Origin of the sequence: Herbidospora sakaeratensis (assembly GCF_001570525.1) — a bacterium.
Taxonomy (GTDB): Bacteria; Actinomycetota; Actinomycetes; order Streptosporangiales; family Streptosporangiaceae; genus Herbidospora; species Herbidospora sakaeratensis.
This window is the reverse complement of the sequence record NZ_BBXC01000017.1, coordinates 130,894-157,505: the sequence shown is the minus strand read 5'-3', so window position 1 is coordinate 157,505 and position 26,612 is coordinate 130,894. Positions and strand designations below refer to the sequence as shown.

Annotated in this window: 30 protein-coding genes; 9 read left to right on the top strand and 21 right to left on the bottom strand. The window is 69.9% G+C overall.

What is annotated here, in order from left to right:
• Nucleotides 1-18: 18 nt before the first annotated feature.
• Together AW271_RS27915 and AW271_RS27910 are read right to left on the bottom strand one after the other, a co-directional pair.
• Nucleotides 19-1,284: a geranylgeranyl reductase family protein gene (locus tag AW271_RS27915; protein WP_062340569.1), complete on the bottom strand. Its 1,266-nt coding sequence runs from the start codon at nt 1,282-1,284 to the stop codon at nt 19-21.
• Nucleotides 1,285-1,494: 210 nt separating this feature from the next.
• Nucleotides 1,495-2,223, bottom strand: a complete 729-nt coding sequence (locus tag AW271_RS27910; RefSeq protein ID WP_062340568.1) for a demethylmenaquinone methyltransferase — start codon at nt 2,221-2,223, stop codon at nt 1,495-1,497.
• A 100-nt stretch (nt 2,224-2,323) separates the two neighbouring features.
• On the opposite strand from AW271_RS27910, the gene AW271_RS27905 reads away from it, so the two are divergent.
• On the top strand, nt 2,324-3,538 hold the full coding sequence (locus AW271_RS27905; RefSeq protein WP_062340649.1) for an NHL repeat-containing protein: 1,215 nt from the start codon (nt 2,324-2,326) through the stop codon (nt 3,536-3,538).
• Here AW271_RS27905 and AW271_RS27900 read toward each other — a convergent pair whose 3' ends face one another.
• Entirely contained in the window at nt 3,539-3,745 is a 207-nt protein-coding gene (locus AW271_RS27900) for a DUF4229 domain-containing protein (protein WP_062340567.1), read from the bottom strand. It abuts the gene before it with no gap.
• A 240-nt stretch (nt 3,746-3,985) separates the two neighbouring features.
• Between AW271_RS27900 and AW271_RS38985 the strand changes: the two genes are divergently transcribed.
• Nucleotides 3,986-4,210, top strand: a complete 225-nt coding sequence (locus AW271_RS38985; protein WP_030456135.1) for a BldC family transcriptional regulator — start codon at nt 3,986-3,988, stop codon at nt 4,208-4,210.
• 324 nt (nt 4,211-4,534) lie between these two features.
• Here AW271_RS38985 and AW271_RS27895 read toward each other — a convergent pair whose 3' ends face one another.
• Nucleotides 4,535-4,774: a hypothetical protein gene (locus AW271_RS27895; protein WP_062340566.1), complete on the bottom strand. Its 240-nt coding sequence runs from the start codon at nt 4,772-4,774 to the stop codon at nt 4,535-4,537.
• A gap of 12 nt (nt 4,775-4,786) precedes the next feature.
• Complete coding sequence (locus AW271_RS27890) at nt 4,787-5,539, bottom strand: hypothetical protein (RefSeq protein WP_245653235.1); 753 nt, start codon at nt 5,537-5,539, stop codon at nt 4,787-4,789.
• A 258-nt stretch (nt 5,540-5,797) separates the two neighbouring features.
• Here AW271_RS27890 and AW271_RS27885 point away from each other — a divergent pair, with 258 nt between their 5' ends.
• Nucleotides 5,798-6,094, top strand: a complete 297-nt coding sequence (locus AW271_RS27885; protein WP_061300486.1) for a PLDc N-terminal domain-containing protein — start codon at nt 5,798-5,800, stop codon at nt 6,092-6,094.
• Nucleotides 6,095-6,101: 7 nt separating this feature from the next.
• Here AW271_RS27885 and ccsB read toward each other — a convergent pair whose 3' ends face one another.
• The 4 genes from ccsB to AW271_RS27865 are packed head-to-tail and all read right to left on the bottom strand — an operon-like array spanning nt 6,102 to nt 9,852.
• Nucleotides 6,102-7,025: a c-type cytochrome biogenesis protein CcsB gene (gene ccsB / locus AW271_RS27880; protein WP_062340564.1), complete on the bottom strand. Its 924-nt coding sequence runs from the start codon at nt 7,023-7,025 to the stop codon at nt 6,102-6,104.
• Nucleotides 7,015-8,562: a cytochrome c biogenesis protein ResB gene (gene resB / locus AW271_RS27875; protein ID WP_062340563.1), complete on the bottom strand. Its 1,548-nt coding sequence runs from the start codon at nt 8,560-8,562 to the stop codon at nt 7,015-7,017. Before resB ends, ccsB begins: the two co-directional genes overlap by 11 nt.
• Entirely contained in the window at nt 8,559-9,287 is a 729-nt protein-coding gene (locus AW271_RS27870) for a cytochrome c biogenesis CcdA family protein (protein WP_062340562.1), read from the bottom strand. The genes resB and AW271_RS27870 overlap by 4 nt, the downstream gene beginning before the upstream one ends.
• On the bottom strand, nt 9,274-9,852 hold the full coding sequence (locus tag AW271_RS27865) for a TlpA family protein disulfide reductase (protein WP_062340561.1): 579 nt from the start codon (nt 9,850-9,852) through the stop codon (nt 9,274-9,276). The genes AW271_RS27870 and AW271_RS27865 overlap by 14 nt, the downstream gene beginning before the upstream one ends.
• Before the next feature lie 201 nt (nt 9,853-10,053).
• On the opposite strand from AW271_RS27865, the gene AW271_RS27860 reads away from it, so the two are divergent.
• Both AW271_RS27860 and AW271_RS27855 read left to right on the top strand, forming a co-directional pair.
• Complete coding sequence (locus tag AW271_RS27860; protein ID WP_157554686.1) at nt 10,054-10,554, top strand: hypothetical protein; 501 nt, start codon at nt 10,054-10,056, stop codon at nt 10,552-10,554.
• A gap of 10 nt (nt 10,555-10,564) precedes the next feature.
• The gene (locus AW271_RS27855; protein WP_062340559.1) at nt 10,565-10,984 is read left to right on the top strand and encodes a hypothetical protein; all 420 of its coding nucleotides are present in this window, start codon (nt 10,565-10,567) and stop codon (nt 10,982-10,984) included.
• A gap of 3 nt (nt 10,985-10,987) precedes the next feature.
• Here AW271_RS27855 and AW271_RS27850 read toward each other — a convergent pair whose 3' ends face one another.
• The 9 genes from AW271_RS27850 to AW271_RS27810 all read right to left on the bottom strand — a co-directional run bounded on the left by AW271_RS27850 (nt 10,988) and on the right by AW271_RS27810 (nt 20,327).
• Nucleotides 10,988-11,611 carry a histidine phosphatase family protein gene (locus AW271_RS27850; protein ID WP_062340558.1) on the bottom strand — a complete coding sequence of 208 codons (624 nt, stop codon included), beginning with the start codon at nt 11,609-11,611 and terminating at the stop codon, nt 10,988-10,990.
• 57 nt (nt 11,612-11,668) lie between these two features.
• Nucleotides 11,669-12,589, bottom strand: coding sequence for a LysR family transcriptional regulator (locus AW271_RS27845; RefSeq protein WP_062340557.1), 921 nt, complete (start codon nt 12,587-12,589; stop codon nt 11,669-11,671).
• A gap of 188 nt (nt 12,590-12,777) precedes the next feature.
• The gene (gene hemL / locus AW271_RS27840) at nt 12,778-14,070 is read right to left on the bottom strand and encodes a glutamate-1-semialdehyde 2,1-aminomutase (protein ID WP_062340648.1); all 1,293 of its coding nucleotides are present in this window, start codon (nt 14,068-14,070) and stop codon (nt 12,778-12,780) included.
• A gap of 11 nt (nt 14,071-14,081) precedes the next feature.
• Complete coding sequence (locus tag AW271_RS27835; protein ID WP_062340556.1) at nt 14,082-14,705, bottom strand: bifunctional DNA primase/polymerase; 624 nt, start codon at nt 14,703-14,705, stop codon at nt 14,082-14,084.
• Nucleotides 14,706-14,862: 157 nt separating this feature from the next.
• Nucleotides 14,863-15,849 (bottom strand): porphobilinogen synthase, encoded by a 987-nt coding sequence (hemB, locus tag AW271_RS27830; RefSeq protein ID WP_062340555.1) that lies wholly within the window; start codon nt 15,847-15,849, stop codon nt 14,863-14,865.
• Nucleotides 15,850-15,869: 20 nt separating this feature from the next.
• Nucleotides 15,870-17,453 (bottom strand): bifunctional uroporphyrinogen-III C-methyltransferase/uroporphyrinogen-III synthase, encoded by a 1,584-nt coding sequence (locus AW271_RS27825; RefSeq protein ID WP_174553124.1) that lies wholly within the window; start codon nt 17,451-17,453, stop codon nt 15,870-15,872.
• Nucleotides 17,450-18,355 (bottom strand): hydroxymethylbilane synthase, encoded by a 906-nt coding sequence (hemC, locus tag AW271_RS27820; protein ID WP_275935782.1) that lies wholly within the window; start codon nt 18,353-18,355, stop codon nt 17,450-17,452. Before hemC ends, AW271_RS27825 begins: the two co-directional genes overlap by 4 nt.
• Nucleotides 18,352-19,632, bottom strand: coding sequence for a glutamyl-tRNA reductase (locus AW271_RS27815; protein ID WP_062340554.1), 1,281 nt, complete (start codon nt 19,630-19,632; stop codon nt 18,352-18,354). The genes hemC and AW271_RS27815 overlap by 4 nt, the downstream gene beginning before the upstream one ends.
• Nucleotides 19,629-20,327, bottom strand: a complete 699-nt coding sequence (locus AW271_RS27810) for a redox-sensing transcriptional repressor Rex (protein ID WP_030456151.1) — start codon at nt 20,325-20,327, stop codon at nt 19,629-19,631. Before AW271_RS27810 ends, AW271_RS27815 begins: the two co-directional genes overlap by 4 nt.
• 156 nt (nt 20,328-20,483) lie before the next feature.
• Here AW271_RS27810 and AW271_RS27805 point away from each other — a divergent pair, with 156 nt between their 5' ends.
• Nucleotides 20,484-20,723, top strand: coding sequence for a glutaredoxin family protein (locus AW271_RS27805; protein ID WP_062340553.1), 240 nt, complete (start codon nt 20,484-20,486; stop codon nt 20,721-20,723).
• Here the strand turns inward: AW271_RS27805 and AW271_RS27800 are convergent.
• Nucleotides 20,713-22,299: an antibiotic biosynthesis monooxygenase gene (locus tag AW271_RS27800; RefSeq protein ID WP_062340552.1), complete on the bottom strand. Its 1,587-nt coding sequence runs from the start codon at nt 22,297-22,299 to the stop codon at nt 20,713-20,715. The two genes, AW271_RS27805 and AW271_RS27800, sit on opposite strands and share 11 nt — an antisense overlap.
• 166 nt (nt 22,300-22,465) lie before the next feature.
• Between AW271_RS27800 and AW271_RS27795 the strand changes: the two genes are divergently transcribed.
• The 3 genes from AW271_RS27795 to AW271_RS27785 all read left to right on the top strand — a co-directional run bounded on the left by AW271_RS27795 (nt 22,466) and on the right by AW271_RS27785 (nt 24,796).
• A complete protein-coding gene (locus AW271_RS27795) occupies nt 22,466-23,101 on the top strand; it encodes a sigma-70 family RNA polymerase sigma factor (protein WP_062340551.1) in 636 nt (211 codons plus the stop codon).
• Between the two features lie 81 nt (nt 23,102-23,182).
• Nucleotides 23,183-23,872, top strand: coding sequence for a DUF5667 domain-containing protein (locus AW271_RS27790; protein ID WP_062340550.1), 690 nt, complete (start codon nt 23,183-23,185; stop codon nt 23,870-23,872).
• A 57-nt stretch (nt 23,873-23,929) separates the two neighbouring features.
• Nucleotides 23,930-24,796: an HAD family hydrolase gene (locus AW271_RS27785; RefSeq protein ID WP_062340549.1), complete on the top strand. Its 867-nt coding sequence runs from the start codon at nt 23,930-23,932 to the stop codon at nt 24,794-24,796.
• Here the strand turns inward: AW271_RS27785 and AW271_RS27780 are convergent.
• Both AW271_RS27780 and AW271_RS27775 read right to left on the bottom strand, forming a co-directional pair.
• A complete protein-coding gene (locus AW271_RS27780) occupies nt 24,793-25,614 on the bottom strand; it encodes a lysophospholipid acyltransferase family protein (protein WP_245653234.1) in 822 nt (273 codons plus the stop codon). The two genes, AW271_RS27785 and AW271_RS27780, sit on opposite strands and share 4 nt — an antisense overlap.
• On the bottom strand, nt 25,611-26,597 hold the full coding sequence (locus AW271_RS27775; RefSeq protein ID WP_062340548.1) for an NAD-dependent epimerase/dehydratase family protein: 987 nt from the start codon (nt 26,595-26,597) through the stop codon (nt 25,611-25,613). The genes AW271_RS27780 and AW271_RS27775 overlap by 4 nt, the downstream gene beginning before the upstream one ends.
• Nucleotides 26,598-26,612 lie beyond the last annotated feature (15 nt).

Genomic DNA, 26,612 nt, shown 5'->3' with positions numbered 1-26,612 from the left:
TTCTTCGATCCAGTGGTGTCATGCCGACGGCGCGACCTTCGACAGGGCGTTGATGATCCGGTCTGACGCGTCGCCACCGTGGTCGGTCAGGTTGCCCAGGAGTTTCAGGCCGAACCTCATCAACCGGGGGTGGGGCAGCGCGTGCCGCGTCAGGAAGTTCATCACGCCTGGTTTGCCGATCGCCTCGACGAAGGCCCGGCCCAGAGTGAAATATCCGCCGTACGCGTCTTTGAGTATCCGCGGATAGGCCCGCAGGACCCGCTCGCGCGCGGCGGGGGTCGGCTGGGCGAGCGCGGTCACCACGGCGTCGGCCGCGATGCGGCCGGTCTCCATCGCGTACGCGATGCCCTCGCCGTTGAAAGGGTTGATCATCCCACCGGCGTCGCCGACGAGAACCAGGCCCCGGGTGTAGTGGGGCTGCCGGTTGAAGGCCATCGGCAGCGCGGCACCCCGGATCGGGCCGACCATGTTCTCTTCGACGAAGCCCCACTCGGCCGGCATGTTCTTGGTCCAGCGCCGGAGCAGGTCGCGGTAGTCGATCTTCTTGAACGCCTCACTGGTGTTGAGCAGCCCGAGGCCCACGTTGGAGGTGCCGTCGCCGACGCCGAAGACCCAGCCGTAGCCGGGCAGCAGGCGTTCGCCGTCGTACAGCTCCAGCCAGGTCTCGAGGTAGTCGTCGGTGTGGCGGGGGCTCGTGTAATAGGTGCGGACCGCGACCCCGATCGGGCGGTCTTCGCGCTTGTGCAGGCCCATGGCCAGGGAGATGCGGGTGGAGTTGCCGTCGGCCGCGATCACCAGGCGGGAGCGGTAGACGTCGCCCGAGGCGGTCTTCACCCCGACGACGTGGCCGCTGCGCTCGTCGATCACCGGGGCGGTCACGTTCACGCCCTGGAGCAGGGTGACGCCCTTCGACACGGCGTGGTCGGCCAGGATGACGTCGAAGTCCTTGCGCGTGCGGACGAGCCCGAAGTCGGGGAAGTCGGACAACTCAGGCCAGTCGAGCTCGAACGACAGACCGCCGCCGACGACGCGCAGGCCCTTGTTCCTGATCCAGCCGGGCGCGTCGACGTTGACGCCCATCGCGAGCAGTTCCTTGACCGCGCGGGGGGTCAGGCCGTCGCCGCAGACCTTCTCCCTGGGGAAGGTCGTCTTCTCCAGCAACAGGACCGACAGCCCGGACTGCGCCAGATAAAACGCGGTCGTCGATCCGGCGGGGCCGGCGCCGACGACGATCACGTCGGCATCGGTCTCGCTCCGCCGCGCCGCAAGGGCTGGCTCGCTCACGAGGGGACCTGTCCTGTCCTTTTGAGTTTCTTGGGGCCGCAGACCGTGTAGGCTGAGCCTTTCGTGCCTTTGTGAACTACTTCACAAACTTGTCGCGCCGCAGTCTAGTCCCTCTTCCGACACCTTCGTCAGGGGGTAGACACCTACCGGCGGGTAAACATGCACAGTCGTGACGAAAACATCGTTCTACCTGGCGTGCCGGTGCAAATTTCATGACTTTTCCGGTCGGATGCCCCGGTGCAGCGCCACGATCCCCATGCTCAGGTCACGCCACGCCACCCGCTTCCACCCGGCGCTCTGGACGACCGCCGCGAGGCTCTTCTGGTCGTGCCAGTCGCGGATGGACTCGGCGAGGTATTCGTAGGAGTCGGGGTTGGAGCTGACCGCGCGGGCCACCACCGGCAGCAGGCGCATCAGATACTGCGTGTAGACCGTGTCGAACGCCTTCGGCTTCGGCCGGGAGAACTCGCACACCACGAGCCGCCCGCCGGGACGGGTCACCCGCAGCATCTCCTCCAGCGCCTGCCGGGTGTCGGCGACGTTGCGCAGCCCGAACGAGATCGTGACCGCGTCGAACACCCCGTCGGCGAACGGCAGCCGCAGCGCGTCGCCCGCGACGAACGTCACACCCGCGACGCCGCCGCTCAGCCCCGACGAACCCCGCCGCCGCACGCCGGTCTGCAGCATGCCGATCGAGAAGTCGCAGGCGATGGCACGCGCCCCGAGCTGGGTGAACGCGTCGGTCGAGGTGCCGGTGCCGGCCGCCAGGTCGAGCACCAGCTCGCCCGGGCCGGCGTCGATCGCGGACGCGGTCGCCCGCCGCCACAGCCGGTCCTGGCCGAGCGACAGCACGTCGTTGACCAGGTCGTAGCGCGCGGCCGTGCGGTCGAACATGGCCGCGACCTCATGGGGCTGTTTGTCCAGCGAAGCGCGCGTCATGGTGCCCAGCCTAGGACGACCTCACACACCGTCACGCCATGCCCGGTCGAATGTGCGCAACGTAGTGCGTTGATTACTCTGCGTCTGCTAGGACTTGGCCATGCGTGCCAGATTCATGATCACAGTAAGCGCTCTCGCGCTCGTGGCCACTCCGGCCTGGGCGGGCATCCGTCACCCCTCGGTCGTGTCGCCGAATCCGGTGAACCACACGCCCCACGTCTTGGACGGGATCGTCAACGCGTTCGCGCTGGTGGGGAACACCGTGGTCGTCGGCGGCGAGTTCTCCTCGGTGAAGTCGGGCACGTCCACCCTGCGCCGCACCAACCTGTTCGCCTTCGACCTGACGACCGGCCGGATCTCCCCCTTCGCCCCCTTCCTCGACGGCGCGGTCAACGCGCTCGCGGCCGGCGCCGACGGCACGGTCTACGCCGGCGGCTCCTTCTCCCGGGGCCTCGCCGCCTTCTCCGTCCCGTCGGGCGTCCCGGTCGCGTCGTTCGGGGGCGCCGCCTACGGCGGCGAGATCACCTCTCTTGTACGCCGGGGCGCGCACCTCTACGTCGGGGGTGACTTCTCCCACATCGGCCGCGCCCAGCGCACCGCCCTGGCCCGCCTCGACGCCGCGACCGGGGCCGTCGACCCCGCGTTCACCGTCGCCGTCGGCGGCGGCCGGTCAGAAGGCGATCCGAAGGTCCACGCGATGGCGGCGACGAAAGACCGGCTGATTCTCGACGGCTCCTTCACCACCCTCGGCGGGCAGCCGCGCGACCAGCTCGGCCAGATCGATCTGAAGACCGGCAGGGTCGCCCGATGGCGCACCAATGCCTACGCCCCCCATTGCCGCGACGGTTTTCCCTCCTATGTACGCGGACTCGACGTCTCCCCCGACGGCTCCTATTTCGTGGTCGTCACCACCGGAGGCGCGGCGCCCAAGACGGGGAAACTCTGCGACACCGCGGCGCGCTTCGAGACGTACGCGAAAGGCGCGAACGTGAAGCCGACATGGGTCAACCACACGGGCGGCGATTCGCTCTACAGCGTCGCCATCACCGGCGCGGCCGTTTACGTCGGAGGGCACCAACGCTGGATGGACAACCCGCTGGGAAAGGACTCCGCCGGTCCGGGAGCGGTCGCGCGAGAGGGCATCGCGGCGCTCCATCCACGTACCGGAAAGGCGCTCGGGTTCAATCCCGGCCGGGAGAGAGGAATCGGGGTGAAGGCCTTTCTCCCGGTAAAGAAGGGGCTTTTGGTGGGAAGCGACACCACGAAGCTCGGGCACGAGTACCATGCCCGAGTCGGAATGTTCCCGATGCCCTGACTAGCCCTCGGGCTGGCGCCTCTTGTCGCTGATCTTCTCGCTGACCGCGTCCCGCTGCTTCGACAGCAGAACGTAACTGGCGAGCCCGCTCAGCACCACGGCCACTGCGAGCAACACGTAGGTCCGCAGACCCAGCAGATAGAGGACGCCCAGGGCGACGGCGAACAGGCCCAGGCGGGACAGGGTGTAGACGATTACCGGATGCACGCCGTAGAGGTTACGTCACTGTCCCGTATGGCGGACTCTCTTCGCATCCGGCACGAGCGCTGCTAGTGTGCCCATCACGGCGCTTTCGTAAAGAAACACCCATGAGCGCCCCAAAGAGGCTCTATCATATAACAATCGGGCACTGAGCCGGTAACATCCCGTGATCTTCTCTGAAAACCACGGATAAATCAGGCTTCGCTCGGCACACTGGTTACCTGTCCGCCCGCTGCATGACGCGGGATGCGAGGGGGAGAGATTGTGGAGAGTAGCAGCGAGCGACTGCTGACCCCTGGAGAGGTTGCCGCCCTCTTCCGGGTCGACCCGAAGACCGTGACTCGCTGGGCCGCGGCGGGGCGAATCAGCAGCATCCGTACCCCCGGAGGGCACCGGCGTTTCCGCGAGTCGGAAGTGCACGCCCTTCTCCGTGGAGAAGACGTCTTGACGGCCGACAAGCCGAACGGATAGAGCTCCACGGGAAGAAGCAGAGAGGCGCGGCGTACCCGAAGCCGCGCCTTTTCTCTGTTCTGAGGCGCCTACGGCGCCGAGGGAGAGAAAAACCACGGGAACGGTACGTGTCTGAAGCCGCGCCTTCGGCGCGGGGTCCTCGCGCTTATATCCGGCGTCTTCCCTCGTCGCTCCGGGTCGCTTCGCTCCCCTGCGCTCCTCAGTCCAGACGCCGGCGCGCTGCGGCAATTCATGGATCTGGCCTGGGTATTTCCGCCGACGGCCTAGTTTTATTTAAATATTTGACCACTTGGTGGCATGTGAAATTGCACCACCGCTCGCTTGTTATTTTTCCTGCTCTGCCTTGAAGGCTAGGAATTCTTGTTCTAGAGCATCATTCTCTTCTTGCCATCTTCTGCGGCGGTCGGCTTCTTCCTCCTCGGTGATGGACTCTTCCAGCCACTGGTCGTAGTCCGGCTCGCCGGGCGCTATCTCGACATACGCGTTGCCGATCAGGCGGCCGTCGTCGCTGGTCAACGACTGCGGGACCCGCAGCGTGCCGTCAGCGAGCCGGATCACGAACATCAGGGGACCTACCTAGATTCCGTAGCGCCTGTTGAAGAAGAGCATGACGTTGAGTGCCGTGCGGGTGTCGCCACCCAGCATGTCTATCAGGGCGGGACGCTGCCTCGACGCTATGGCGGCGAAGGCGTCGGCGAAGAACTCCTTGCGGCCGAGTTCTCCGGACTGCTTGTGGAAGGCGGAGGCCAGATGGGGGATGCACTCGTCGTAGAGGGCGGCGAACTCGGGTGAGTCCGAGACCCACTCTCCCGGACGGGAGTCCACGTCGTCCAGCGCATGACCGACTTCGTGCATCATCACATCGGGCGTGGGGCTGGGGCGATCGCCGACCACGATCTTCCGGTCGCCGTACGCGCCGGCGCAGATGTCCCAGGTCGCGCGGCCGCTGGGGAGCGGGGCGCCCCGCAGGTAGCCCATGTCGTCGAGGTCGGGCACGCCACCGGGGCCGACGTAGATGCCGTCGAGGCCGACCGCCAGCATCTCCTTCAGGCGGTCGGGTAACCGTGCCAGGCTGTCGACGGCGCGGATGACATCCGGGGGCGGGGGGCCGTCCATGGCGTCCCACTGCCGGTAGAGGATCGTCTCCAGGGCGCCGCAGTTGCGGCGGCCGTCACGGTAGTCGGGGCTGTCGGGGTGGTGCGGCTCGGCGCGGGCGGGCTGGTCGTCCAGCTCGAAGTCGCGCCAGGTGTACTGCGGACGGTCCACGACCGGGGCGGTCACCGGGGTCTCGACGGCCCTCGGGACGTCGGCCCATCTGTCGGTGACCACTGTTTCGATGCGTTCCTGCGTCGCCTCCGCCCCGCGACGGGAGACATAGCCGGCCCCTGCGTGGCTCCGCTGCCACCACCGATTCCCTCGCCGGTGGCGGCCCCTGTCGCCCTGCTGCGCCATCGCACCTCTCTTTGCGTCGGCAAGGTGCTGTACCGATGCAGCGTACGATGCCCGTCTGGTCCGAGTCATCCCGCTTCGTCGGTCGCTATGCAAGACGCAACACGATCAGGCCATGGGATGGCATACCGTGTTGGAATGGCGAACGTGGTTGTCGGGCTGGCGCTGCTGGCCTTCTGGCTCTACTGCCTCTTCGACGTCATCACCACTCCCCCGGAGATCGTGCGGACCCTCCCCAAGGCCGCGTGGGTTCTGGTCGTGATGATTCCGGCGATGGGCGGCGTGTTGTGGCTGCTCGCCGGGCGACCGGTGCCCGAGCCGATCACCCCCGGGCAGAACCTGCTCCCCTCACCGCCTCCCGAGGCGCCGAGGGGTCCCGACGACGACCCCGACTTCCTGCGCAGCCTGGAGCGCAAGCTGCGCGAAGAGGACTGACCGGCGGTTACTTCACGTCGGCGTAGGAGTGCAGGCCGCCGATGAAGATGTTCACCCCGACCAGGTTGAACATCAGGCAGGCGAACGCGATCAGCGAGACGATCATCGCGGCCTTGCCCTTCCAGCCGGCGGTCGCGCGGGCGTGCAGGTAGGCGGCGTAGGCCACCCAGGTGATGAACGCCCAGACCTCCTTCGGGTCCCAGCCCCAGTAGCGGCCCCACGCCTTGTCGGCCCAGAGCGCGCCCGAGATGACGGCGAACGTCCAGACCGGGAACGCGATGACGATGACCCGGTGGGCGACGCGTTCGAGGTCGGCCCGCGACGGCAGCCGCGACGGGCCCTCCTTGCGCACCAGGAACAGCCCCGCGGCGGCCGCGCCGACGATGAACAGGCCGCTGGCCGCGACGGCGGCGGTGACGTGGATGGCCACCCAGTACGAGTCGAGCGCGGGCACGACCGGGCCGGCCTGCGTGTAGAGGACGCGGACCGCGAAGCCGAGGCCGATCGCGGCGACCACGCCGACGAACGCGCCGAGGAACCGCACCGGATAGCGCACCTGCAGCAGCAGGAACACCGTCACGGCCGCGAGCAGCATGGCGACGACGAACTCGTACATGTTGCCCCACGGCCAGCGGTCGACCGCCAGGCCGCGCGTGAGCGTCGCGCCCACGTTGGCGGCCCAGCCGAGCCACATGGCGCCGGTGCCGACCAGGCCCGCCTTGGGGGCCCACGACGCGGGTTCCGGCGCGGGCTCGGGCTCGGGCAGGTCGTCGGACGGGCCGCCGACGGTCGCCAGACGGCGCTCCCTGACCGTCTCGGTGACCCGGCCGAAGGCCAGCTCCAGGGCGTAGCCGATCATCGCGGCCAGGTAGAGGAGAATGGCGGCCAGCACGAGCTGGTCGCTCAACGTGGCCAAACGATCAGGAGACATCCTTCACCTCTGCGCGAGCGTGGTGTTCCAGGGCTTTCGTCAGCTCGGCGAACTCCTCGCCGAAGTCTCCGCCCTCGGTGCGCGTCAATCCTCCCACCGTGACCCCTCCGTCCCTTACCCGCACCCATACGCGGCGGCGGTGGATGAGCAGGGACAGCAGCAGGCCGAGGATGGCGGCGCCGGAGGCGAGCAGGGCCGGGAAACGGCCCGGGTCGTAGGTGGTCTGGAGGGTGATCCACTCCTTCACACCGGTGAACTCGATCTTCCCCGCCGCGTCGGGCAGGTCGACGGCCTCGCCGACGGCCATCGGCTTCGGCGAGGCGGTCATCTGGCCGAGCGGCTTGAGGTTCTGGTGGCCGCTCAGGTCGTACACCGACTGAGGGGTTCCCGCGTCGAGCCCCAGGTCGCCCTTGAACGGCCAGATCTGCACGGTCGGGTTGACCGCGCCCGGGAAGACCGACAACCACTCGGCGCCGTTCGGCACCGTGGAGGGCAGGAACCGGCCCAGGAAGGCCAGCTGGTCGGGGGCCGCGTCGGGCACCTTGATGACGCATTCCGACTCGTAGGTCGAGGTGTCGTTCACCAGGCACGGCACCGCGCCCTCGAAGGCGACCTTCCCGTCGCCGCCGGTGATCCGGAACGTGGGGGCGTAGCCGTGCCCGATCAGGTACGTCAGCGCGCCGTCGGCGTCGAGCGGCTCGTTGACCCGGAGGGTGAACTCGCGCTCCGGCGAGCTCGGCGAGTCCTGCACGGTGAGCTTGGCGAAGTAGTCGAGCGGCTGGCCCTGCTTCTCGTGGCCGGGCCCGATGTAGCTCGCCTGGAAGTCCTTGAGCGTGAACGAGAACGGCTGCAGGTCCTCGGGCGACACCTGCGACCCGGGCAGATAACGGTCGTAGGCCGCCACCGTGTTCGCGAACCCGTCGCCCTCGACCACGAGCACGTTGCCCCGGTAGCCGAACAGCCCGCCCACCCCGACGGCGACCAGCAGCACGAGCAGCGCGACGTGGAAGAGCAGGTTGCCGGTCTCGCGCAGGTGCCCCTTCTCGGCCGACACCCAGCCGTCGCCGGTGACCACCCGCCAGCGCTTCGACCGCAGGTAGGCCTCGGCCGAGGCGAGGTCGCCTTCGATGTCGGCGTGGTGCGGCAGCCGCGACAGGTTGCGCGGCGCGGGCGGCGGCGTACGCCGCATCTCCTTCAGGTGCACCATCGTGCGCGGCAGCACGCAGCCGATCAGCGACAGGAACAGCAGCAGGTAGATCGCCGCGAACCAGGGCGAGGTGAAGACGTCGAACAGCGAGAACCGGTCGAGCCACTCGGCCTTGGTGGGATCGTTCTGGAAGTAGCGGGCGACCGCGCCCGGATCGACCCCGCGCTGCGGGTAGAGCGACCCGGGCACCGAGGCCAGGGCCAGCAGGAACAGCAGGATGAGGGCGGTGCGCATCGAGGTGAGCACCCGCCAGCCCCAGCGCAGCCAGCCGACCACGCCCAGCCCCGCGGGGCCGTTGCCGGTCGTCTTCTCTTCGTCGGTCAGTGTCATATCACCGGCTCGAATCCGCCGATCCACACCTGGAGACCGGCGATGAGCTCACCCCACAGACCGGTGACCAGCAGCAGCCCGACGGCGACCAGCATGGCTCCTCCGATCCGCGTGATGAGCTGGGTGTGTCGGCGCACCGCGCGGAACGTGTGGAGCGCCTTGCGGTAGGCGAGCCCGGCCGCCACGAACGGCAGCCCGAGCCCGAGTGCGTAGCCGAACGCGAGCAGCGCGCCCCTGGCGGCGCTGCCCTGATCGACCGAGAGGGTCAGCACGACGGCCAGCGTGGGGCCGATGCACGGCGTCCAGCCGAGCCCGAACACGATACCCAGCAGCGGCGCCCCGGCGAGCCCGGCCGCCGGCGCCTTGTGGATGCGGAAGTCGCGCTGCATGCCGGGGATGATGCCGATGAAGGCCAGCCCCATCACGATCGTGACCACGCCCAGCACCCGCGTGATCACCTCGGCGTTGCCGAGCATCGCCGCCCCGAGCCCGCCGAACAACGCGCCGCCCAGCACGAAGACGAGGGCGAACCCGAGCACGAACAATGCCGAGCCCAGCACCAGCCGCCCCCGCTTGGGGTCGGCGCTCATGCCGGTCACGTACGACAGATAGCCCGGCACCAGCGGCAACACGCAGGGCGACAGGAACGACACCAGGCCCGCGAGCAGCGCGATCGGCAGCGCGACCAGCAGCGACCCGGAGGCGACGGTGTCAGCGAGATTCACTGGAGACCTTGGTCACGGCGTCGAGGAGAGCCTGGTACTTCACGGCCCCCAGGGCGCGGGCCGCGATCCGCCCCTCCCGGTCGATGATGAGCGTCGAGGGGATGGCGGCGGGCGGGACCGTGCCGGAGAAGCCGAGCAGCACCTTGCCGCTCTGGTCGTGGATGCTCGGGTAGCCCGGCGTGAGCTGCGCGTCGTAGGCGGTGGCGGCGGCCTTCTGGTCCTTGAAGTTGATGCCCAGGAAGTCGACGCCGTCGGCCTTGGTGCGGGCGGCGACGTCCTTGAGCGTCGGCCCTTCGGCCCGGCACGGCGCGCACCACGAGGCCCAGAAATTGATCACCGTGACCTTGCCGGCGGCCATCTTCGTGGCCGTGCCCTCAAGGGTCTGCCCCTCGACGACGGGAGCGGGCTTGCGGTCACCGGCCTCGAACACCTGGACCTTGCCGTCGCCGGCGACGAACCGGGTGTCATCGGACTCCGGCTGCCCCGACCCTCCGACGTTCCCGGCGCATCCGGTCAGGACCAGCGCCGAGCATACGGCGAGGAGAGCACGCGAGAAGGGGGACATGGAGGAGATCTCCTTGAACTACAACCGGTAGAGCAAACATAGTATCGACCCACCCGGCCAGTGGTCGGTCCGGGCGGCCAGGCGCTCGCTTGACACGAGAAATCCCAGGTCGCAGAGTTGACAAAGAGCGCAAGAAGAGCCCGTCACGTTCACGGCTCGCCGTGGGAAGCCCTGTGAGCCGCATCCACACGGGGGTCACCAATGAGTCTGCTCACCACTTCCGCGGCATCCGTCCACCAACTCGGCGCCGCCGCCGCTCTCGTCGGCAGTCCGCAACCACCGGAAACCGACGGCGCCGGACGGTTGTGGAGCAGGTACGACGTCGTGGCGAACACGATGCTCACCGGGGGATGGCTGATCGAGCAGCACACCCTCCGGACCCAGCGCCACCTCGATCACGCGACCGACGCCGCCGTCAGGCTGAAGGACCTCGCCGTCGTGGGATCAGCGGTCACCAACATCGCCACCATCGCCACGGCCGAACTCCTCCAGCGCGAGTTCCCCAAGGGTTTGCCGCTGGACGACGAGGGTCACCTCACGCCCGACGCCTCGCCCCAAGGGAGGCGCTACTACCGCTGGTACACGCTGATGAGGCGGCTGAACCGCGTCTTCGCGGGCGGCGCGATCGCGTTCACCCCGCGCGTGAACTTCAACATCCTGCGCTCCTACCGGCCCGGAACGATCTTCCGGCTGTTCACCTGAGGAATCGGCGGTGACGATCATGACGATGATGCAGATGACGGCCGTGTCGATCGGCCGCCTGGGCCTGGCGGCGGCCGCGTTCAGCAGACCCGCCCGCGCCCCCTTCTACGACCTGCTCGTCAACGCCGCCATCGCGACCGGATGGCTGACCGAGCGGAGAACGTTGCACAGCAGGCCGCTGGAGAAGGACGCGGAGATCATGGTGGCGTCGAAGGACGTGCTCGTCACCGGCACGATCCTGGCGGGCGCGGCATCCCTGGTCGCCAAGGTGCTCGCCCGCCGCGACCCCGGCGCCTCCTACCTGCGGAAGACGACCGAGCTCAACCGCTCGTTCGCCCGGCTCGGAGTCGCCTCGGCGCCCTTCATCAACTTCGCGCTGTACGACTCCTACCATCCCCACCCGCTGCGCAGCTTCTTCTCGCTCTGGTGAGAACTAGCTCTTGAGCAGCGCCGCGGCGGGTTCGCTGTAGCCGACGCTGATGAGGCGGTCGCCGTCGAAGGTGAAGGTCGTCAGGCTGCACAGGCTGGCCTGGCGGCGGCGGGGGTCGTGCCAGAGGCGTTTGCTCTCGGCGGCCAGGCGGATGATCCAGATCGGCAGCTGGTGGGAGACCAGCAGGGCCTCGTGGCCGCGCGACTCGGCGCGGGCGTCGTCGATCACCGACTTCATGCGGGCCACGACGTCGCGGTAGGCCTCGCCCCACGAGGGGCGGCGCGGGTCGCGGAAGTGCCAGAAGTTGCGGGGGTCGCGGAAGAAGGCGCGGTTGTCGCCGGCGACCGGCTTGCCCTCGAAGACGTTCATGGCCTCGGTCAGCCGCTCGTCGAGGACGACGGGGAGCTTGAGCGCCTCGGCGGAGGGGGCGGCGGTCTCCTGGGCGCGCTCCATCGGCGAGCTCCACAGGGTCACGATGTCGCGGCTGGCGATCGACTTGGCCACCATGTCGGCCATCGCCCGGCCGTTGTCCGACAGGTGGAAGCCGGGCAGCCTGCCGTAGAGGACCCCGCCCGGGTTGTAGACCTCACCATGGCGCAACAGGTGAACGACGGTCGTCTCAGTCATGGTGGCGCCAGCCTACTCGGGCCAGATGACGAGACGGCGTCAGGCCAGCCGAAGAGTTCAGACGAGCTCGAGTGTGGTCTCCAACTGACCGCAGACCGTACGCAGCGCGTCGACGGCGGCCCGGATGGCCGGGCGCCGCGCCGCGTCAGTACGCCACAGGGCGTAGATGCGGCGGGTCGGCCGGGGCAGGATCGGGATCGCCCGAACCCCCTCCGGCAGCACGCCCCGCCCGAGCCTGGGGATCAGCGCGTGGCCGTGGCCGCCCGCGACCAGCGCGAGCTGGGTCGGGTACTCGTCGGCCATGCAGACGATGTCGGGCTCCTTGCCGGCCGAGCGCACCAGGAACAGCAGGAAGTCGTGGCAGACGGTGCCCGGCGCCGAGGTGATCCAGCGGTCGTCGGGCAGCTCCGACAGGGAGATCTCGCGCCGGTCGGCGAGCGGGTGGTCGGCCGGCACGGCGATGTCGGCGACGTCGTCGAGGAGAGCGGCCCGCGACAGCCCTTCGGGGATGGCCATCGGGCGGTTCAGCCAGTCCTGCAGCACCGCCAGGTCGATCTCACCCCGGGAGACCTCGCGCATCTGCCGTTCGGGCTCGCGCTCCCAGAACAGCATGCCCAGGTCGGGGTGCTGCTCGTTGAGCAGCTTCAGCGCGGCCGGGAAGATGCCGCGCGCGGCCGTCGGGAAGGCCGCGATCGACAACCGCCCGACCACCGCCCCGCGCAGCGCCTCGAAGTCGGCCTCGGCCGTCTCGACCAGGGCGAGGATCTTCTCGGCGTGCTCGGCGAGCAGCCCGGCGGCGTCGGTGAGCTTCACGCCGCGGCCGTTGCGCTCGACGAGCACCGCGCCGGTCTCCTTCTCCAGCTTCGCGAGCTGCTGGGAGATCGCCGAGGGGGTGACCATGAGCGCTTCGGCCGCCGCGCCGACCGAACCGTAGGTGGCGACCGCGTGGAGGGCCTTCAGACGGTGCAAGTCCAACATGTAGCCAGTCTAAAGGGTCCACCCAAGAAAATCTCGCTTGTCCTCAACTATTAAGCGTTGCATGATGAAGACATGCGAATCATCAACAACCTCTTCACGAAGCAGTCCGCCACCGCCCGCGTCTCGTACCTGGAGACCCTGGCCACCAACGCCCGCCAGTCGCGCGCCAAGAACCGCGCCCGGAGCGCCTAACCGGCGACCTGGGCCGCGGCCTTGGCCGCGACCGGAAGAGCATCGACGACCTTCGACAGAGCTCCGTCGTCATGGGCCGACGACAGGAACCAGGCCTCGAAGGCCGACGGGGGAAGATAGACGCCCTGGTCGAGCATCGCGTGGAAGAACGCGGTGAACACGGCCGTGTTCTGGGTCTTCGCCGACACGAAGTCGGTCACCGGCCCCTCGGTGAAGAAGATCGAGAACAGGTTGCCGGCCCGCTGGAGCCGGTGCGCGACGCCTTCGGCCGCCAGAGCGCCCGACACGGCGTCGCCGAGGGCCAGGGCGGCCGCGTCGATCCGCGCGTAGACGTCGGCGTCACAGTTCCGCAGCGTCGCCAGACCGGCCGCACAGGCCAGGGGGTTACCCGACAGGGTGCCCGCCTGGTAGACCGGCCCCTCAGGGGCCAGCCGGGCCATCACGTCGGCCCGTCCGCCGAACGCGGCGGCGGGCAGCCCGCCGCCCATGACCTTGCCGAAGGTCATCAGGTCGGCGTCCACCGGGTCGAGGCCGTACCACCCCGCGGCCGAGACCCGGAAGCCGGTCAGCACCTCGTCGACGATGAGCAGCGCGCCGTTGGCCGCGCAGAGCTCCTTGAGCCGCCGGTTGAACCCCTCGGCGGGCGGCACCACGCCCATGTTGGCCGGGCACGCCTCGGTGATGACCGCGGCGATCTCGTGGAGCGTGAACGCCTCCTCGACGGCCGCCAGGTCGTTGTAGGGCAACACCAGGGTGTCGGCCGCCGCCGCGCCGGTCACGCCCGGGGTGTCGGGCAGGCCGAACGTCACCACGCCCGACCCGGCCGAGGCCAGCAGCGCGTCGACGTGGCCGTGGTAGCAGCCGGCGAACTTGACGATCTTCGAGCGGCCGGTGAAGCCGCGCGCCAGCCGTACGGCGCTCATGGTGGCCTCGGTGCCCGAGCTGACCAGGCGGATCTTCTCGACCGGCGCGACCCGGGAGACGATCTCCTCGGCCAGCAGCACCTCGCCCTCGGTCGCCGTGCCGAAGGAGAACCCGCCCGACATCGCCTCGGCGACCGCCTCGACCACCGCCGGGTGACGGTGGCCAAGGATCATCGGCCCCCACGAGCAGACCAGGTCGACGTAGGTGTTCCCGTCGGCGTCGGTGATGTGCGGCCCCTGCCCGGACGCCATGAAGCGGGGCGTGCCCCCCACCGAGTTGAACGCCCGGACCGGCGAGTTGACCCCACCCGGCACGATCTCCTTGGCCCGCGCGAACAGGGCCGCTGATTCATCGGTACGACTCACGGCCACCGAGCCTAGTCGGCGAGCACGTCCAGCACGCGCAGCGGATCGGGCAGCGGACGCCCGTCGGGCGGCCGGAGCCACCGCACGGTCCCCCCACCGACCAGCGACGACGGCGGCGCCATGACGTAGGAGTCACGGCAGTGCCAGCGCAGCCCCGGATTCGACTCGATCGTCTCGGGCGCGTGGTCGATGGACGACGTCCACCACTCGTCCTCGTCTTCGGGGTTGCCGCGCGTGGCCACGAAAAAGAGAACCCGGTCGCCGCTCGCGGCAACCGGGCCTGGGGACTCCAGCGTGGTCAGGGCGGACATCCCGAGCTCCGCCGGGACGTCGAACACGTCGAATACGCGTCCGGTGGGCAGAATCACATTCGCCTCTGGCTCCTGCTCCCACCACCGGGTGAGCTGGGCCGTGTCGGTGGTGGCCTGCATGCGCCACGCGGGCGAGAGCGGATGGGCGCCCGGATCCGGACAACCCACACGGTCACACGAGCACGCCCGCTGCCCCTCGCGCAGCGGATGAGCTCCCAGACAGCTCGCCCAGCCCAGCCGGGCGTAGTCGACCACCGCTTCGAGCCGGTGCGGTATTCGGTGCGCGCGGCGTTTCGAGCGGCGAGCGAGCGGGACCCCGACCATCAGATGCTGTTCCTCCCCCACAGAGAAAAAACGGGCTGTTGCCCCCGATAATGCCCGGACCGACCGGATCTTCGCAGGGCGACCCCTGGAAAACGAGATGCGGGCGGCCGAAGGCCGGCCGCATCTCGCGCTGGAATCTGCCTCAAAGACAGGCCTGCTAACTCAGCCGCCGCGCCACCTCGGTGGCCCAGTAGGTGAGGATCATGTCGGCTCCCGCGCGGCGGATCGCGATCAGCGATTCCATGATCACGCGGTCGCGGTCGATCCAGCCGTTGGCGGCGGCGGCCTCGACCATGGCGTACTCCCCCGACACCTGGTAGGCGGCCACCGGGACGTCGACCAGTTCCCTGACCTGGTGGATGACGTCGAGGTAGGCCAGCGCGGGCTTGACCATGACGGCGTCGGCGCCCTCGGCCAGGTCGAGCCTGACCTCGCGCAGCGCCTCGCCGATCGGGCCCGCCGGATCCTGCTGGTAGGCGCTGCGGTCGCCGAACTGGGGGGCGCACTCGGCGGCGTCGCGGAAGGGGCCGTAGAACGCGGAGGCGTACTTGACCGAGTAGCCCAGGATCGGGATCTCGGCGTGGCCGTCGGCGTCGAGGGCCGCGCGGATCGCGCCGACCTGGCCGTCCATCATGCCGCTGGGCGCGATCACCTGGGCGCCGGCGCGGGCCTGGGCGACCGCCGCGGCGGCGTAGCGCTCCAGCGTCAGGTCGTTGTCGACCTCGCCCGACTCGGTCAGGATGCCGCAGTGGCCGTGGTCGGTGTACTCGTCGAGGCAGGTGTCGGCCATGACCACCAGGTCGTCGCCGAAGTCGGCGCGCAGGTCGGCCAGGGCCAGCTGGACGATCCCCGAAGGGTCGTCGGCGCCGGAGCCCCGGCCGTCCTTGACGGCCGGGATGCCGAACAGGATGACCCCGCCCACCCCGGCCTCGGCGGCCTCGTGGGCGGCCTTGCGGAGGCTCTCGCGCGTGTGCTGGACGACCCCGGGCATCGACCCCACCGGAGCCGGTTCGGCGATGCCCTCCTTGACGAACATCGGCAGGATCAGCTCGGCCGGGTGGAGCCGGGTTCCGGCCACCATCCGGCGCAGCGGAACGGTCCGGCGCAGCCGTCGCGGGCGGGCGACCGGGAACTCGGCACTCATGCGAAAACCACCTTCTGAGGTCACTTGGGACGTCGCCGGGCACCCCTTCGGGTCTGCGAGGGGCGGCGTGGGATCTCACCGGCGGACACGGCCGCCTGGCGCTGCTTGGCACCATACTCCGCGAGTGCGGCGGCCAGCGCCGAGGCCGACGGTTTGTCCGCCATCACGTCGACCCGCAGGTTGAACTCCTCGGCCGTCTTGGCGGTCTGCGGCCCGATGACCGCGATCACCGTGACGTTGTGCGGCTTGCCGGCGATGCCGACGAGGTTGCGCACCGTCGAGGACGAGGTGAACAAGACGGCGTCGAAGCCGCCGCTCTTGATCGCGTTGCGGATCTCCTCGGGCGGCGGGGCGGCCCGGACGGTCCGGTAGGCCGTCACGTCGTCGCACTCCCAGCCGAGCTCGGTCAGGCCCGCCACCAGGGTGTCGGTGGCGATGTCGGCCCTCGGCAGCAGCACCCGGTTGATCGGGTCGAGCATCGAGTCGTAGGGCGGCCACTCCTCCAGCAGCCCCTCGGACGACTGCTCGCCCGTCGGCAGCAGGTCGGGCTTCACGCCGAACTCGACCAGCGCCTTGGCGGTGGCCTCACCGACGGCGGCCACCTTCAGCCCGGCGAACGCGCGGGCGTCGAGGCCGTATTCGTCGAACTTCTCGCGCACCGCCTTGACCGCGTTGGCGCTGGTGAAGGCCACCCACTCGTAGCGGCCGGTGACCAGGCCCTTGATGGCGCGGTCCATCTGCTGCGGTGTGCGCGGCGGCTCGACGGAGATCGTCGGCACCTCCTCGGGCACCGCGCCGTAGCTCCGCAGCTGCTCCGACAGGCCCGCGGCCTGCTCCTTGGTACGCGGCACGAGAACACGCCAGCCGAAGAGCGGCTTGGTCTCGAACCACGAGTGCTTCTCACGCTGGCCGACGGCGTCGCCGACCACGATGAGCGCCGGTTCGGTCATGCCCGCGTGCTTCAGGTCGGGCCCGAGACGGCCCAGCGAGGAGACCACGGTGTACTGCTCGGTGGTGGTGCCGTCGCTGGTCACCGCGACCGGGGTGTAGTCGGGCAGGCCCGCGGCGATCAGCGCCTTGCCGATCGCGGGCGCCTCGGCGACCCCGTTGTAGATCACCAGCGTGCCCTCGACCGAGGCGTGCCTGGACCAGTCGTCGATCTGGCTCGCGTCGACGATCCGGAACTCCGGCCCCGACGACGCCGGCGGGATGCCCGCGTACGTCAGCACCGCCGTCGCCGGCGGCACGCCGGGCACGATCTCGAAGTCGACCTCGTCCTGCGAACAGGCCGCGACCTCGTCGGACACCGACGAGAAGAACGACGGGTCACCCGGGCACACCCGGACGACCAGCTTCCCGGCCTTGGCCGCGCCGACCGCGCCGGCCAGCGCGCCCGGGTCGGCCGCGACGTCGCGCACGTCGACGCCGGCCCGGCAGTGCCGCAGCAGCGGGCCGTACGACTCGCGGTCGACGACCACGACGTCGGCCTTGGACAGCAGATCGGCGCCCCGGAGCGTCAGCAGGTTCTCGTCACCGGGACCAGCTCCTACGAAGGCGACGAAGCCCCCGATGCCATGCTCATGATGATGCTCTGATGTGGTCAATGGGCCTGCTCTCCCATCAATTGCCCGGCCCCCTCCGCGATCATGGTGGCCGCGAGCTCCCGCCCGAGTTCCATGGCCGAGGAGATGGGTCCGGTGGTGGACTTCCGCACCGCCGCGGCGCCGTCAATGGACACCACGGTGGCGGTCAGGGTGAGCGTGTGGCCGTCATCGACGGCGAAGGCGCCGACGGGGGCCGAACAGCCCGCCTCCAGCGCCGCGAGGACCGCACGCTCGGCGATGACGGCGTCGCGGGTGCGCGCGTCGTCGAGCGTGCTCAGCAGCTTGATCAGCTCGGGCCGGTCGGCCCGGCACTCCACCGCGAGCGCGCCCTGGCCGGGGGCCGGCAGCATCTCGTCGGTGTCGAAGAAGTTGGCGATCTCGTCGTCGCGCCGGAGCCGGGCGAGGCCGGCCGCGGCCAGCACGACGCCGTCGAGCTCGCCGGAGGTGACCTTGCCGATCCGGGTGTCGGCGTTGCCGCGGATCGGGACGTAGTCGAGGTCGGGACGCAGCAGCCGCAGCTGCGCGATGCGACGGGGCGAGCCGGTGCCGACGCGGGAGCCGGGCGCCAGATCGGCGAGCTTGCGGGCGCCCACCAGCGCGTCGCGGGGGTCGTCGCGGAGCGGGATCGCGGCCAGCACGAGCCGGGGGTCGGGGGTGGTCGGCAGGTCCTTGAGCGAGTGGACCGCGAAGTCGATCTCGTCGGCGGCCAGCTTCTCGCGCAGTTCGCTGACGAACACGCCGGTGCCCCCGAGCTGGGAGAGCTGGGCCTTGGAGACGTCGCCGAAGGTGGTGATCCCGACGAGGTCGACGCCGCGGCCGGTGAGCTCGGTCAGCCGGTCCGCCACCTGCTGCGACTGCGTGGTCGCCATCAGGCTCTTGCGGGTGCCCAGCCTCAGGTTCACTGCTCGATCTCCATCCGGGAAACGGCGTCGGGCGCCTTCGGGTCCAGGTTGAACAGCTCGCGCAGCGCCTCCGCATAATGATCGCCTGCCGGAGACGCGGCGAGCTGTTTGACACGCACAGTCGGCTCGTGGAGCAGTTTGTCTACCACTCGCCGGACCGCCTGTGCCACTTCGTCTCGCTGACGCTCGTCGAGGTCGGGCATGCGGGAGTGGAGCCGGCCGAGTTCCGACTCGACCACCTGGGCCGCGCGACTGCGCAGCGCCACCACAGTAGGCGTCACCTTGGCCGCGCGGGCGGAGTTGAGATAAGCGGTGACCTCGTCGGCCACGATCCGGCGGACGGCCGCGATGTCGGCGGCCCGGCCGCCGTCGGACCCGGCGCCCGACTGCTGCATGTCTTCGAGGTCGACCAGGGTGACCAGGGGCAGCGCGCGGACGGCGGTGTCGATGTCGTGGGGCAGCGCGAGGTCGAGCAGGAACAGGGGGAGGTCGCGGGCCGGGATCATCTCGGGGGTGATCACGCGGGTGCCCGCGCCGACGCAGGAGACGACCAGGTCGGCGGTGGCCAGCTCGGTGGCGATCTCCGACAGCGGCACGGCCCGGCCGCCGACGGTCTCGGCCAGCCGCTCGGCCCGTTCGAAGGTCCGGTTGGCGATGACGATCTCGGTGACCCCGGCCCGCGCGAGGGTGGCCGCGGTCAGCGCGCTCATCGAGCCCGCGCCGACGACCAGCGCCCGGCGGCCCTCGATGGGCCCGAGCACGGTCTCGGCCAGTGTGATGCCCACGCCGATCAGCGAGGCGCCCGCGCGGTCGATGCCGGTCTCGCTGTGGGACCGCTTGCCGACCCGCAGGGCCTGCTGGACCAGCTCGTTGAGGATCGAGCCGACCGCGTCCTCCTGCTGGGCCAGGCGCAGCGCGGCCCGGATCTGGCCGAGGATCTGGCCCTCGCCGACCACCATCGAGTCGAGCCCGGAGGCCACCGACATGAGGTGGTGGACGGCCTGGTCTTCATAGTGGACGTACAGATGGGGAGCCAGGTCGGCCCCCGCATGGCGGTCGAGCAGGGTGGTGATCGCCGACACCCCGCCGTGGAACCGGTCGACCTCGGCGTAGACCTCGACGCGGTTGCACGTGGAGACCACCATGGCCTCGGCGACGTGGGCGTCCTGCCGCACGTCGTGGAGGAGCTTGACCAGGGCGTCGCCGGAGATCGTCACCTGTTCGAGCACCGAGACCGGTGCGCTCCGGTGGCTCAGCCCCACGATCAGCAGACTCATGAGACCTCCCCCGCCCATTCCTCGCCCATTACGGGCCCCCCATTCACCTTGCGCTGCTCGTGGAACGCGAGGATCTGCAGTTCGATGGACAGATCGACCTTGCGGACGTCGACGCCCGCAGGAACCGTGAGCACGACGGGGGCGAAGTTCAAGATACTCGTCACTCCGGACGCGATGACCCGGTCGCAGACCGCCTGCGCGGCGGTCGCCGGAGTCGCGATGACCACGATCGACACCCCCCGCTTGGCGATCACCGATTCCAGTTCGTCGCTGTGCTCCACGACGAGACCGGCGATGTGGTCGCCCACGACCTCCGGGTCGGCGTCGAGCAGCCCGGCCACCCGGAACCCCCGGGAGACGAACCCGCCGTAGTTGGCGAGGGCCCTGCCGAGGTTTCCGACTCCGACGATCGCGACCGCCCAGTCCTGGGTCAGGCCGAGTTCGCGGGAGATCTGGTAGATGAGGTACTGAACGTCGTAGCCGACGCCCCGTGTTCCATAAGATCCCAGATGCGACAGATCTTTGCGGAGTTTGGCGGAATTGACCCCCGCCGCGACCGCAAGATCCTCGGAACTGACCGTTGCTACGGCCCGCTCGGCCAAACCGTTCAACGCGCGCAGGTAGAGCGGCAGCCGGGCGACGGTCGCGTCGGGGATGCCGCGTTCACGCGGTTGTTGCGGGGTTCGGCGGATCACAGGCCGGCACTCCTGAGGGGAATCGGTTTCGGGGCCGCTTTCCAGGTTAGTGCCTTTGTGAAGTGATGCACAAAGTCGAGCGACCCCCTTGTCGTGCTCACTTCAAGGGTGTCAGGAGTGGCCGCCGGTCCCGAATCCGCCCCATACGGTAGGCACATGGCCCACCGCATCACGCTCCTCGGCAAACCCGGCTGCCACCTGTGCGACGACGCCCGCGCCGTCATCGAGCGGGTCGCGGCCGAAACCGGCGTCGAATGGGACGAGCGCGACATCACTCAGAACCCCGCCGACCTGGCGAAATACTGGGAGATGATTCCCGTCACACTGGTCGACGGCGTGCAGCACGACTACTGGCGGGTCGACGAGAACCGGCTGCGCCAAGCCCTCAGATCTTGAACGTCGTGGGCAGCGGCACGACCTTGGCCGCGTTGACCGTGAGTTCGATCACATTCGTGGCCAGCACCAGCGGCTGACGCTCGGTGGCGAACCGCTCCATGTGGGCCTGCCGCTGGTGGTCGTGGAAGGCCGTCTGGTCGCGGTAGAGCTCGTAGACCAGCCGCTGGAGCGGGGCCGACTTCACGCCATGGCAGACGAACAGCAGCGTGTCGGGCTCGTTGCGGAGCACCTGCTCGACGGTGTCCTCGGCCAGCTTGTCGAAGGCCTCCCCGGCGCCGTCCATCAGGGTGAAGACGGTCAGCATGCCGTAGATGCTCGGCGAGGGCCGGACCGAACCGGTCGCCGTCGCCGGGACCTGCGCCGCGGCCATCGACTGGGCGGCCTGGACCTGGCCCGGGTAGAGCACCCCGGTGTTCGGCATCTGGAACTCGGTGGAGGCCGTCGGGGGCGGCACCGGCATGGCGTATTCGGGGGCCTGGGGGTTGTAGGCGTCGGCGGCCATGAAGGTGCCGGTCGCCGGGGCGCCGAAGTCGGGAGGCAGCGGCGGCTGGGGCGGCTGCTGCGGCTGCGGCGGGGGCTGCATGCGGGAGGCGTAGTCGAACCCGCCGCCCTGCTGCTCGCCGGCGCGGTATTCGGCGACCAGGTCGCCCAGGCCCGAGCGGGGGGCGGGCGGGACCGCCGGCTGCGGGCCGGTGGTGGGCATCGGCGGGCCGCCCATGGGACCGCCCATGGGGGCGCTCATCGGCCCGCTCATGGAGCCCGTCATGGGGCTGGCCATCGGCTGCTGCTGCATGCCGGCCACGCGGCGGCCGAGGCTCTGCTCCTGCCAGACCGGCTGCTGGGGCTGCACCGGCATCGGGCCGCTCGGCGGGCCCTGTTGTTGCGCCGCCGCCGGTTCGTCCTCCTCGTCGTAGGGGGCGAGGGGGCGGCTGACGGCGTACCAGAGGCCGCCGGGGATGGCGGCCAGCAGGGCCGCCACGAAGACGCCCTGCACCAGGAAGAGCTGGGAGCCGATCGCGGCCATGCCGATGGGGGCCAGCACGACGGTGGCGTTCATGTTGTCGGCGTCGTAGTCGTCGCCCGACCGCATCCGGATCAGCGCGACGATCAGCGCGACGAAAAGGATCACCAGGTCGAGCACGTGGACGCCGCGCAGCAGCCACTCGGGCGGGATGTCCCACTTCTCGCTGGCGAGGGGCAGCGTCTTGTTGAAGCCGCTCTGCACCGGGTCGAGGGTCATGATGACCACGCCGACGAAGCTCAGGCCACCGCCCAGGAGCCAGCCGCCGAGCCGGGCGGACCGTGACTCGGCGAGCAGCTGGATCAGTCCACCGGCCAGCCACAGCGGCGCCAGCAGCGCGCCGCCGATCTGGAACACGCGGAAGGTCAGGGGGCCGAACCCGAGAAGGGTGCCGACGGCGATCGCGCCGAGCCCGAGGCACACCGCGACCGTGGTGATCGCCCACGCCACGAGCCAGCCGGAGGACTCCTCGCGGATCCGCCCGACCAGGACGCCTGTGGTGACCGCGGCGAGGATCGCCCCCGCGAACGCGATGACTGCGACAACGAGTTCCATGACGGACCAACTCTATGGCCTGTCCCTGTCCACACGCCCAGCCAGCGAGACTCGTCGGAAGCGTCCGTTACGGAAGGGATTACAGAGACAGCCCTCATTGTGTAATTTATGGGAGATTTCTAGAGTGGCGAGCACGCCGACTTCCCCTCTCCCATGGGATATCCGGATGCTGAACAGTTGGTCGTTAGCCGGGCTGGCCCCTTCGGTCACCGCTGGAGCGTTGCAGTCCGCGCCCGAGGCGGTCTCGCCCGAGTTCGACGAGATGCGCACGCTGGTGCTGCGCGCCAAAACGGGCGACACCGAGGCCTTCGGGCAGCTCTACGACCGGTACGTCGACCTCGTCTACCGGTACGTCTTCTTCCGCGTGGGCTCCCACCCCCTCGCCGAAGACCTGACGAGCGACACGTTCCTGCGCGCCCTGCGCAACATCTCCGACTTCACCTGGCAGGGCCGCGACTTCGGCGCCTGGCTCGTGACCATCGCGCGCAACCTGATCACCGACCACTACAAGTCGGGCCGCAGCCGCCTCGAGGTGTCCACCGCCGAGGTGCTCGACACCCCGCTCGACGGCCCCCACATCCCCGAGAACGCCGCGATCACCAACATGGTGAACGAGCACGTCATGCGCGCCGTCCAGCAGCTTAATCCCGAGCAGCAGGAGTGCGTGATCATGCGTTTCCTGTACGGCATGTCGCTCGCCGAGACCGCCGCCGCGATGGGCAAGAAGAGCGGCGCGATCAAGGCCCTCCAGTTCCGGGCCATCAAGGCGCTGGCCAGGTCGCTGCCGAAAGATCTCAGTTGAGAAACGCCCCGTAACCACTCCGACGCGTCGTCGTTGGTCCATTCGCAGGGGTGGGTGGATCTTCGAGCGGGAGCTCTGGCGATGGGGTGGTGGCGTCTTCCGCGTGCGCGGCGTGCCGCGCGCGTCGCCGCCCGGCTCGAGGAGCTCGGCCGCCGTGAGGCCGCAGGCCATGAGGGCGCCGGTCCCCGGGCCGAGTTCCGCGAGGGGCTGCGGGCCGAGTTGCTGCGTACACACCAGGAAGAACGCGCCGCGCCGCGGCGCCCCGGGCCGGCCCACGCCCGGCCGCGCATCCGGCGGGTCCCCCTGCTGGTGCGTCTGCGGCCGTGGCTGGCGCTCGGCTCGATGGTCGCGGCGACCATGTCGGTGGCGGCGGTGACCTACTCGTCCGGTCCCGGCGAGGTGCTCTACCCGCTGAAGCGGGCGGCCGAGTCGACGCTGCTGACGCTCACCCGGGGCGAGGCCGAACGCGCCGACCGGCAGATGACGGTGGCCCGCTCGCGCGCCGCCGAGGCGGCCGAGCTGCTGAAGGCCGCCACGCCCGACCGCGCGGAACTGATCGAGCAGACCCTCGAGGACATGGACAGCACCACGCGGCTCGCGCTGGAGAAGGTGAAACAGCCGACCAAGCCGCCCGCGAAGGTGCGCCGGTTCGCCCGGGAGCAGAAGAAGGTCGTCGAGAAGATGGTGCCGAAGCTCGACGCCGAGAACCGCGAGATCGCGACCGAGTACCTGAGCCTGATCGACGGGTACGCCGGGCCCGCCGGCAACTAGCGCTGTTCACGCGCGGGCAACCGGCCGACGGGACCTCAACGGTTAAGCTCGGAGGTTATGAAGCGGCTACTGAGACGGCGCGAAGCGGCGGAACTCGCGGGCGAGGTGGCGGCCGCGGCCGCGTTGCCGGCCCCGAGCGCCGAGCCCGATCCGACGGCCGCCGCGTTCTTCGACGTCGACAACACCATGGTCCGCGGGGCCTCGATCTACCACTTCGCCCGGGGCCTGGCCGCCCGGGGCCTGTTCACCACCGGCGACCTGGTCAAGTTCGCGGTCGGCCAGGCCATGTTCCGGGTCCGCGGCAACGAGAACCCCGACCACGTCGCCAAGGCCAAGGAGATGGCGCTGGCGTTCGTCGCCGGGCTGAAGGTCGACGAGGTCGTGCTGCTCGGCGAGGAGATCTACGACGAGGTGATGGCCGACCGCATCTGGTCGGGCACCCGCGCGCTGGCCCAGGCCCACCTCGACGCCGGTCAGCGGGTGTGGCTGGTCACCGCGACGCCGGTGGAGCTGGCCCACGTCATCGCCCGCCGGCTGGGCCTGACCGGCGCGCTCGGCACCGTCTCCGAGACCAGAGACGGCGCCTACACCGGCCATCTCGTGGGTGATTTACTGCACGGCCCGGCCAAGGCCGAAGCCGTCAGGGCGCTGGCGCGGCGTGAGGGTCTCGACCTGACCCGCTGCTCGGCCTACAGCGACTCGGCCAACGACCTGCCCATGTTGTCGCTGGTCGGCCACCCCTACGCGATCAACCCCGACACCGAGCTGCGCGAACACGCCCGCCAGCGCGGCTGGCAGGTGCGCGACTTCCGCACCACCCGCAAGGCGACCATGATCGGGTTGCCCATCGCGGCGACGGCCGGCGCGGTCGCGGGCGGCGTGGCGGCGGGGCTGGCTCTGCGCCGGCTCTACAAGAAGCGTTAGAGGAAGAACGCCGGTCCGCGGCGCAGCCGCAGCGCGTTGAGCGAGCGCTGGATCGTCTCGCGGACCTGGTCGGTGAGCTCGAAGACCACCATCGGGTCGTCGGCCTCGGCGGGGTCGACCTCGTCCGACCTGATCGGCTCGCCGAACTCGATCAGCCACTTCGACGGCAGCGGCACCAGCCCGAGCGGGCCGAACCACGGGAACAGCGGCGTGATCGGCAGGTAGGGCAGGCCGAGCAGCCGGGCCGGCAGCCGCAGGTCGCCGATCTTCGGGTAGATCTCCTCGGCCCCGACGATCGAGCACGGCACGATCGGCACCCCGGCCCTGATCGCGGAGGCGACGAACCCGCCCCGGCCGAACCGCTGGAGCTTGTAGCGCTGCGACCAGGGTTTGCCGATGCCCTTGAAGCCCTCGGGGAAGACCCCGACGAGCTCTCCCTTGCGCAGCAGCCGGTCGGCGTCTTCCTTGCAGGCCAGGGTGTGGCCGGTCTTGCGGGACAGGTGGCCGAGCACCGGCAGCCGGTGGACGAGGTCGGCGCCGAGCAGCCGGACCGCCCGCCCGGCCTCGTCGTGCAGGGCGACCTGCAACATCAGGGCGTCGACCGGGAGGGTGCCCGAATGGTTGGCGACCACGAGCGCGCCCTCGGGCGGCAGGTTGTGGAGGCCGATGGTCTCGACGCGGAACCAGTGGCGGTAGAGCGGGCGCAGCAGTTCGAGGAGCACCTTGTCGTTCAGCTCGGCGTCGTAGCCGAACTCGTCGACCTCGTAGCGGCCCGAGATGCGGCGGGCGGCGAAGGTCAGCAGTTCTTCGGCGTTCACCGTGCGCTCCGGGTCCGCAGGAAGTCGTCGAACGCCGACGCGGTGGTGAACTTGGGCACCCAGCCGAACTCGTCGGCCAGCTTGCCCGAGTCGACCACCCGGCCGTGGCTCATCAGCGCCAGCTGGTCGGGCGTGAAGTCCATGCGCCCGACCGCGCGGGCGCCCTCGCCCAGGAACCGGAACGCCGGGGCGGGCACCGGCACCCAGAAGCGCCCGGCCCGCCGCAGGCACTGCGAGAGCAGCAGCACGCCGTCGCCCGCGACGTTGAAGACGCCGGGATGATCGTCGAGCGCGGCCCGCCGGAGCACCTCGACCCCGTCGTCCTCGTGGACGAACTGGAGCCGAGGGTCGAAGCCGAGCACGGTCGGCAGGAGCGGCGCCCGGAAGTAACGCGTCAACGGGGAGTCGACCTTGGGCCCGATGAAGTTCGCGAACCGCAGGGTCGTCGTCACGACGTCGGGCCGCCGCCGGGCGTAGCCGCGGACGTAGCCCTCGACCTCGGCGGCGTCCTTGCCGTAGCCGGTGTGGGGCACCTCCACCGGCTCGCTGTCTTCGGTGAAGACGGCGGGATCGGTGGGCGAGGAGCCGTAGACGGCCGTGGTGGAACGCACGACGACCCGGCGAACGGTCTCGGAGCGCTGGCAGGCCGCGAGCAACTGCATCGTGCCGATGACGTTGTGCTCTTTCATCGCCGGACGGCTGCCGGCCGGCCCGCTCATCAGGCTCATGTGGACGACCGTGTCGATGTCGGCCGCCGCGATGACCTGGGCGATGTCGGGGCTGCGCAGGTCGACGCGGACGAACTCGACGCGGCCCAGGGGATTGAGTTGGGCGCCGCCATCACGCGTAAGCGACGTCGGCGGCACCGTGTCGACTCCGATGACCCGGCTGATGGCCGGGTCGGCTGCGAGGACGCTCGCCAGCCGAGCGCCGATGTGCCGGGATATCCCGGTGACCAGGACAGTCCGGGTCACGGGACTCATAGACTCTTCCTCGCA

What these genes read in the sequence shown, in the direction of transcription:
- AW271_RS27910 (WP_062340568.1), bottom strand. Translation starts at nt 2,223, where the DNA reads ATGACGCGCGCTTCGCTGGACAAACAGCCCCATGAGGTCGCGGCCATG.
- AW271_RS27905 (WP_062340649.1), top strand. Translation starts at nt 2,324, where the DNA reads ATGCGTGCCAGATTCATGATCACAGTAAGCGCTCTCGCGCTCGTGGCC.
- AW271_RS38985 (WP_030456135.1), top strand. Translation starts at nt 3,986, where the DNA reads ATGCGAGGGGGAGAGATTGTGGAGAGTAGCAGCGAGCGACTGCTGACC.
- AW271_RS27895 (WP_062340566.1), bottom strand. Translation starts at nt 4,774, where the DNA reads ATGTTCGTGATCCGGCTCGCTGACGGCACGCTGCGGGTCCCGCAGTCG.
- AW271_RS27885 (WP_061300486.1), top strand. Translation starts at nt 5,798, where the DNA reads ATGGCGAACGTGGTTGTCGGGCTGGCGCTGCTGGCCTTCTGGCTCTAC.
- ccsB (WP_062340564.1), bottom strand. Translation starts at nt 7,025, where the DNA reads ATGTCTCCTGATCGTTTGGCCACGTTGAGCGACCAGCTCGTGCTGGCC.
- resB (WP_062340563.1), bottom strand. Translation starts at nt 8,562, where the DNA reads ATGACACTGACCGACGAAGAGAAGACGACCGGCAACGGCCCCGCGGGG.
- AW271_RS27865 (WP_062340561.1), bottom strand. Translation starts at nt 9,852, where the DNA reads ATGTCCCCCTTCTCGCGTGCTCTCCTCGCCGTATGCTCGGCGCTGGTC.
- AW271_RS27860 (WP_157554686.1), top strand. Translation starts at nt 10,054, where the DNA reads ATGAGTCTGCTCACCACTTCCGCGGCATCCGTCCACCAACTCGGCGCC.
- AW271_RS27850 (WP_062340558.1), bottom strand. Translation starts at nt 11,611, where the DNA reads ATGACTGAGACGACCGTCGTTCACCTGTTGCGCCATGGTGAGGTCTAC.
- AW271_RS27845 (WP_062340557.1), bottom strand. Translation starts at nt 12,589, where the DNA reads ATGTTGGACTTGCACCGTCTGAAGGCCCTCCACGCGGTCGCCACCTAC.
- AW271_RS27835 (WP_062340556.1), bottom strand. Translation starts at nt 14,705, where the DNA reads ATGGTCGGGGTCCCGCTCGCTCGCCGCTCGAAACGCCGCGCGCACCGA.
- hemB (WP_062340555.1), bottom strand. Translation starts at nt 15,849, where the DNA reads ATGAGTGCCGAGTTCCCGGTCGCCCGCCCGCGACGGCTGCGCCGGACC.
- AW271_RS27815 (WP_062340554.1), bottom strand. Translation starts at nt 19,632, where the DNA reads ATGAGTCTGCTGATCGTGGGGCTGAGCCACCGGAGCGCACCGGTCTCG.
- AW271_RS27805 (WP_062340553.1), top strand. Translation starts at nt 20,484, where the DNA reads ATGGCCCACCGCATCACGCTCCTCGGCAAACCCGGCTGCCACCTGTGC.
- AW271_RS27800 (WP_062340552.1), bottom strand. Translation starts at nt 22,299, where the DNA reads ATGGAACTCGTTGTCGCAGTCATCGCGTTCGCGGGGGCGATCCTCGCC.
- AW271_RS27795 (WP_062340551.1), top strand. Translation starts at nt 22,466, where the DNA reads ATGCTGAACAGTTGGTCGTTAGCCGGGCTGGCCCCTTCGGTCACCGCT.
- AW271_RS27790 (WP_062340550.1), top strand. Translation starts at nt 23,183, where the DNA reads ATGGGGTGGTGGCGTCTTCCGCGTGCGCGGCGTGCCGCGCGCGTCGCC.
- AW271_RS27785 (WP_062340549.1), top strand. Translation starts at nt 23,930, where the DNA reads ATGAAGCGGCTACTGAGACGGCGCGAAGCGGCGGAACTCGCGGGCGAG.
- AW271_RS27775 (WP_062340548.1), bottom strand. Translation starts at nt 26,597, where the DNA reads ATGAGTCCCGTGACCCGGACTGTCCTGGTCACCGGGATATCCCGGCAC.